General features: G+C 43.1%; 4 protein-coding genes. All 4 read left to right on the top strand.

The features are described 5' to 3' along the window. The first annotated feature begins 10 nt into the window (after positions 1-10). The 4 genes from EYO21_06265 (at position 11) to EYO21_06250 (ending at position 7,235) form a co-directional block, all read left to right on the top strand. Positions 11-454, top strand: coding sequence for an insulinase family protein (locus tag EYO21_06265; protein HIB03410.1), 444 nt, complete (start codon positions 11-13; stop codon positions 452-454). Positions 455-567: 113 nt separating this feature from the next. Next, on the top strand, positions 568-2,418 hold the full coding sequence (locus EYO21_06260; protein HIB03409.1) for a gamma-glutamyltransferase family protein: 1,851 nt from the start codon (positions 568-570) through the stop codon (positions 2,416-2,418). Between the two features lie 4 nt (positions 2,419-2,422). Continuing rightward, entirely contained in the window at positions 2,423-4,849 is a 2,427-nt protein-coding gene (locus tag EYO21_06255) for a penicillin acylase family protein (protein ID HIB03408.1), read from the top strand. 61 nt (positions 4,850-4,910) lie between these two features. Continuing rightward, positions 4,911-7,235 (top strand): glucosamine-6-phosphate isomerase, encoded by a 2,325-nt coding sequence (locus EYO21_06250; protein HIB03407.1) that lies wholly within the window; start codon positions 4,911-4,913, stop codon positions 7,233-7,235. Positions 7,236-7,421: the final 186 nt, after the last annotated feature.

The raw sequence follows: 7,421 nt of genomic DNA, 5'->3' as shown, positions 1-7,421 counted from the left end.
GAGATTTAGCATGGGTAAACATAAAGGTCCCTTCACGGCATCTGCATCTGTGCAGACTGATGCGACGGACAAGGCTGTTGGTGAGTTTATGAATGAACTGAACTCCATCCGGGAAAACATCACTGAAGAAGAAATTAAACGGGCGGGGAATTATGTTGCCCTTTGTTATCCCAGTCGCTTTGAAACAATCGGTGATTATGCAATCCAAATGGCATCTCTAGTAAGTATGGAATTGCCTCTCACAACCTTCAACGACTATACCGACGGCATTCTTGACGTGTCTGTCGATGAGGCTCTGATAAGTGCAAAAAAGTATATTGATACTGATAATCTTGTTATCGTCATAGTAGGTGACAGGGAGAAAGTCGAATCCGGAATTCGAGACCTTGAATTAGGTGCAATAAATCTCTGGACCATAAATGACGTTCTGGGCCTCCCGCCTTCTATGGAGTAGCCAAACTTGAATCACAAAAAATTGAAAAGGGCAACAATGTTGCCCTTTTTTATTTCTTCCGTTACATTCTAGCAAACTTTCAAACAAAGTTCGAAATTTATGAGGTGAGACAAATGACAAGACTGAATTTCAAATTGGTTATACTTCTTTTGTTATTTTCAGGTACACATGCCCAGAGAACAGTAAAACCGGTTCTCCACGGGCGACACTGGATGGCCATTACAGGAAAACCGTTGGGTGCTACTGCAGGTGCAACCATTTTTTCCCAGGGTGGAAATGCCATAGATGCTGCCTGTGCCATGCTGGCAGCCACTGCAACCATGTATGATGTCCTAAGCTGGGGAGGAGAGACCCAGGCATTGATTTACAATCCGAAAACTAAAAAGGTGATTGGCGTGAATGCACTGGGTGTTGCTCCTACAGGAGCTACCCCTGAATTCTATAAACAAAAAGATCTGAAGTATCCACCCCAATTCGGTCCCCTTTCAGCTGTTACGCCGGGTACCCCTGGTGGGCTTATGGTAATGCTAGCGGAATACGGTTCCATGAGTCTTGCGCAAGTACTCAAACCTTGCATGGAAATGGCTGAGGGATATCCAATAGAGGCACAGGCAGCTAATTCCATAGAAAGACATAAAAAGAGAATCAAGGAGTGGCCCTATTCCAAAAATGTCTTTCTTGTTCACCACGGAGAAAAAAGAGAGGCACCCAGTGCAGGTGAAGTTTTTAAACAACTTGATCTATTAGCGACACTTCAAAAATTGGTTGATGCCGAGGCAAAGGCTCTGAAAAAGGGGAAATCACGAAAGAATGCCATTTATGACGCGTACGACCGCTTTTATAAAGGAGACATCGCCAAGGAATTTGTCCGAAGTACACAAGAACAGGGGGGACTCATAACCATGAATGACCTGGCCAACTGGCAGGTTTATCTTGAGGAACCGGTTACAACAAACTATAAGGGGATTGATGTTTATAAGTTGACAACCTGGGTGCAGGGTCCCGTAATGCTTCAAGCTTTAAATATGATTGAATTGTTTGATCTTAAGGCAATGGGATATAACTCATCTCGGTACATACATACCTTATACCAGGCTATGAACCACGCTTTTGCTGATAGGGATTTCTATTACGGTGATCCCTATTTCCCACCTGAGGAACCGGTAAAGGGACTCCTTTCTAAAGAATACGCTGCGGCACGGGTAAAACAAATGAACCTTGTAAAGAATGATCCTGATGTAAAACCCGGGGATCCCTACAAATTCATGGCTGGGAAAAATCCTTATTTAGATCTTTTAGATACTTGGGGTGAGGAGGAAGAGGAAGAAGAAGAAACTTCCGATGCTCTTTATGGATTTGACGATTTGGAAAAAGAATTTTTTACTGGTACCACTTCCATTCAGACTACCGACACTGATGGGTGGGTAGTTTCTATCACCCCCAGCGGCGGCTGGATTCCTACCGTCATCGCCGGGAAAACCGGTATTGGGCTAAGTCAAAGAGGCCAAAGTTTTGTTCTTAGTGAAGAAGAAAACCCATATAATGTTATTGCTCCGGGTAAACGGCCCAGGGCAACCTTGACACCAGCCATGGCCTTGAAAAACGGAAAACCCTATCTCTCCTTTGCTGTACAGGGTGGTGATACGCAAGATCAGAATCTTCTCCAGTTTTTCCTCAATATAGTTGAATTTGACATGAATATTCAGGAGGCATCCGAAGCCGCCAATATTAACAGTTATCAGATGTATAGCTCATTCGGGGATCATAATAAAGAAACAGGCAGGCTCATAGTTCAAGAACAGACCCCGCCATGGGTCATGAAGGAGCTTAAAGAGATGGGATACAAGGTACAAAAAAGGGCCATCACCTCAGGCCCCATCAACGCAATCTATTTTGACTGGGAGCACGGCTCATTTTGGGGAGGCTCCAGTCATCATGGCGAAGACTATGGCATTGCCTGGTAAAACTATGATACAGAAGTCTATTCATTGTCTTTCGCTTTCAGCTTTAGTCTCATTCAGTGCTGTTGCACAGTCACCACCATCTGATCTGGAATTCAAAGTTAAAGGGTTACAGGAAAATGTAGAGATCCTTGTGGATCGCTGGGGTGTCAGTCACATCTATGCAAAGAATGAAAGAGACCTGTTTTTGGCTCAGGGATTTAATGCAGCAAGGGACCGGCTTTTTCAATTTGAGGTATGGCGATTACAGGCAACGGGAACCGTTTCCGAAGTAACCGGAAAACAAGATATTGAAAGAGACCACGGCACAAGACTCTTCCAATTCAGGCATGACATCATGGATGAAATGCTTCATTACCATCCTCGGGGTAACACAATAATCACGGCTTATGTAGATGGTGTGAACGAATATATCAGGCAAACACAGATCAACCGCGATCTGTTACCCATTGAGTTCGACATACTTGGAATCCGCCCTCAAAAATGGACGTCTGAAGTGGTTATTTCTCGCCATCAGGGACTTCTGGGGAATATAGTCAGTGAACTCAGATACGGTAGGCAGGTTGCTAAATTTGGACCCGAACTGGTGAAGGAGTTAAACTGGTTTCATCCCTGGGGTGAACCGGTTATCGCTCTTGATTCTAAAATTAACGGGGATTTACTCTCTCAAGACATTCTGGGTCTTTACAACGCGTTCCGCCGCACTGTTGACTTTAAGCCTGAACATGTGGTCGAAAGATTTCGTAATAATGAAAAAACTTCAACAATACCGGAAACAGCGGAGTTCGCATTCATTCCTGAGGAAAATATTGAATCCATCGGAAGTAACAACTGGATAATCAGCGGCAAACGGTCGTCAAGCGGTTATCCTATGATGGCTAACGATCCGCACCGAGTTCAAGCCGTCCCCTCTTTAAGATATATAGTACATCTCAATGCACCCGGGTGGAATGTAATTGGCGGGGGAGAGCCTGAAATCCCCGGCATTTCTATCGGTCATAATGGATATGGTGCTTGGGGACTCACTGTTTTCAGAACGGACGGTGAAGACCTGTATGTCTATGATACCAATCCCAGCAATCCCAATGAATACCAATATAAAGATAATTGGGAAGAAATGACCTCCATCAAAGAGAAGATCAAGGTAAAAGGGTCGAAGGATGTTTCCATTGAATTGAAATACACTCGTCACGGACCCGTAGTGTATGAAGATAAAAAGAACAATAAAGCGTATGCTGTTCGTTCAGCCTGGATGGATGTTGGCGGATCTCCCTATCTTGCTTCACTACGGATGAACCAGGCGCAGAGTTGGGATGAGTTCCGTGACGCCTGTAACTACAGCAATATCCCCGGTGAAAATATGATCTGGGCGGATCGGGAAGGAAATATAGGGTGGCAAGCTGTGGGAATCGCACCTATTCGACAAAACTGGAGCGGTCTTGTTCCTGTCCCCGGTGATGGATCTTATGAATGGGACGGATATCTTGAAATTATAAAAAAACCTCATGTCCACAACCCTGAAAAGGGATTTTTTGGTACGGCTAACAGCAACCTTACTGATCAGGATTATCCATATCGGAAAGAGGCTATTGCATGGGAGTGGTCTGATCCTTTCAGAAGTAACCGGATTAACGAAATATTGGATAACGATGCCCGTGTGACTCTTTCAGATATGGCCGCCCTCCAAACAGATTACTTTTCGGTTCCGGCTAGTGAACTGGTTCCTCTTTTAAAGAGAGTTACTTCAGCAAACTGGCTTACCGAAAAAGCGAGAAAGATGCTTCTAGAATGGAATTTCCGTCTGGAACCTCAGTCTATAGAATCGGGAATATATATTGCATGGCAGAGACAATTGAGAAATGCCGTCCGTGATGTAGTGGTACCTGATGAAGCAAAAGAAAATTTCTCTTTCCTATCTATGAAAAAGACTCTCGATTGGATTCAATCACCGGATGGCCGCTTTGGTGAAAACCCTATTGCCGATAGAGATGAGCTTTTGCTTTCATCGTTGGAAAAAGCGGTATCAAACCTTTCAGAAAAGTTCACCCGTAACCCATCCAAGTGGACATACGGTCAGATGGATTACAAACATATTACCCTGAAACATCCACTCAGTAATGCCGTAAACAGTGAAACGAGGGAAGCTATTAATGTAGGACCCGCGGTCAGAGGGGGTGACAGCTATACCATAAATAATACGGGTGGCCGGAATAACCAATCTTCTGGTGCCTCATTTAGAATTCTTGTGGATACAGAAAATTGGGACAGGACACTTGCAATGAATAACCCCGGTCAATCAGGTGATCCTGAAAGCCCGTTCTATAATAATCTTTTCCAGGAATGGTCGACTGATGGTTTCTTCCCACTTTTTTACTCAAAGGAGAAAATAGTGTCGGTTACAGCTCAAAGGATCGTATTGAAACCGAAAAATTAAAGTCTGCAAACTGGTTGGTTGAGGGGTAATTTTATCCCTCTGTATATTCGGGAAAGATTGAGTGTTCACCTCCTCTGTCGAAAAATTCTTTTTTAAATCCTCATCCTATCCCAATGAATATGCCCGGATACCGTTTATCACAGTAAACAATTTTCCCAGTCTCGGTCTATTGACAGCACTGCGTTTTTTGGAGTGGGTGTCAGAAAATCCAGAAGGTGTTATCAGCCTTCCAACAGGAAAAACCCCGGAGTATTTCATCAAATGGGTACAACGAATCCTTCGTAAATGGAATAATAAAGAGATTCAAATGATCCTCAATGAGAAGGGACTTACAGTAAAGAGAAAACCCAATTTGAAAGGGCTCAGATTTGTCCAGATAGATGAATTTTATCCCATTAATCCGGATCAACATAATTCGTTTTACAATTATGTGATGAATTATTACATAGACGGTTTTGGTTTAAATCAAGACCGTGCTTGCTTAATCAATTGTAATGAAATACCTAGAGAAACTGATGCTGGACTCAATGAGATTTTTCCGGATTATCATGTGGATTTATCACTCAGATTCAGAGATCCAGAATCAAAATTAGAGGAGATACAACAAAGGACAATCCATCTTGTTGATCAGTGGTGTAGTGAATATGAGGATGCTATCCGTAATATTGGGGGGATAGGTTTCTTTATTGGCGGCATCGGTCCAGACGGCCATATTGCTTTCAATATCAGTGGTTCCGATCATCACTCCGCTACTAGGCTCATGGAAACTAATTTTGAAACACAGGCAGCAGCGGCCGTTGATCTGGGCGGTATAGAGATATCCAAAAACCGCCTTGTCATTACTATTGGCCTCGAAACTATCACAAGAAACAACGATGCGATTGCGATTATTATGGCGGTGGGAGAAGCTAAGGCAAAAATCGTACAGGATGCGGTTGAATCTGAGGCTCATATTGATTTTCCAGCTTCATCTTTGCAGAAGTTAGTGAATGCGAGATTCTATCTGACGGAAGGCGCTGCGTGCAAACTGAAGGATGTGGAGATGCATGACCTCACAAACAAGGAATGGAACCAGGAAAAAACTGAGCGAGTCATTATTAATCTTTGCTCCGAGGTCAACAAGTTTGGCTCACGGCTGACACTGGGCGATTTTGACAGAGAGATTAAGGGATCTCTGATTCCTGATTTGAACGATTATACAGCAAAATCTGTCATGGACTCATTGGTGAAAAAGATCAATGCGGGACTGGAGATTCGGGAAAATGAGTCATTTTTACACACAGGCCCTCACCACGACGATATTGCCCTAGGTTACCTTCCATTTATTGCACATCTTGTTAGATCTCCACTGAACAGACATCATTTCTGTACCCTCACATCAGGATTCACTGCTGTCACCAATGAATACGTTATTGATGTGTTGGAAACGACCAAACAATTATTTGATGATGGACTAATACAGATGATTGAATACCCCAATTTTTTCGATGACGGTTATAAGCATAAGTGGGACAAAGATGTTTATCATTACCTTGATAGAATGGCTGCGAGTAACCGTGAAGGGCTTCAACGTGGCTTATCTCATCGAATCGTTCGATGTTTGGTAGAAATTCATTGTTTAAAGTCTAAAGATAAGCTGAGAACAAAATTGGATGAGGTCGGCAAATATTTGTCAACTTGCTATAACGGTGAAAAAAACACACCGGAAGTTCAACAACTGAAAGGAATGATCCGTGAATTTGAAGAGGATCTGGTGTGGTCTCATTATGGCGTACAGACAAAGGATATTAGCCACCTTCGATTAGGATTCTATCAAGGAGATATTTTTACTGAAGATCCTGAACGCCAGCGAGACGTTATGCCAATCCTTGATAAGCTCCGTGAGATTGAACCAACTGTTATAACATTGGCCCTGGATCCTGAAGGGAGTGGACCTGATACCCATTACAAGGTACTTCAGGCCATTGCTGAAGCTATTAGGGTGTGGGGTAAAGAAACAGACCTGAATGAACTCAAAATATGGGGATACAGGAATGTTTGGCACCGCTTCGATGCGGCTGAAGCAGATATCATAGTTCCTGTTTCGTTGAACTCCATGGCGGCCCTGCGAGACACATTTCTCACCTGTTACTTGAGCCAGAAAAATGCATCATTTCCGAGTTATGAACTTGACGGACCATTCTGTGACTTGGTTCAAAAAATATGGGTTGAACAGATCCAGACACTTCAATTGGTTTTGGGTAGGGATTTTTGGTACCAGAACAATCATCCCAGATTAAGAGCCGCCCACGGCGCATTATTTCTGAAAGAACTCAGTGTAGATGAATTCTTGACTGAAGCTCGACGTCTTGAGGAATTCATTGAGGGACGATTCAGGAATCCTTAGATCACCACAGTGTAACAGGTGCTATTAACATCGTGATTATCTTAGGAATTACACTTGGCGCTGCATTTGCAAATTCACATTTAAGTAGCGTATACATAAAAAAAGTTTTTATGAAAAGAACAATATTATTAATCACTTCACTTGTATTGATGGTGGGGTGTTCTAAACCAATAGACGAAAAGAATC

The organism is Candidatus Neomarinimicrobiota bacterium, from assembly GCA_012964825.1.
In the GTDB taxonomy this organism is placed as follows: domain Bacteria; phylum Fidelibacterota; class Marinisomatia; order Marinisomatales; family S15-B10; genus UBA2125.
The sequence above is the reverse complement of the archived record's forward strand: the minus strand, read 5'-3'. Positions and strand labels throughout refer to the sequence as shown.

Excerpts from the sequence above, each read along its gene's own strand:
- EYO21_06260 (HIB03409.1), top strand. The coding sequence starts at position 568 with ATGACAAGACTGAATTTCAAATTGGTTATACTTCTTTTGTTATTTTCA.
- EYO21_06265 (HIB03410.1), top strand. The coding sequence starts at position 11 with ATGGGTAAACATAAAGGTCCCTTCACGGCATCTGCATCTGTGCAGACT.
- EYO21_06255 (HIB03408.1), top strand. The coding sequence starts at position 2,423 with ATGATACAGAAGTCTATTCATTGTCTTTCGCTTTCAGCTTTAGTCTCA.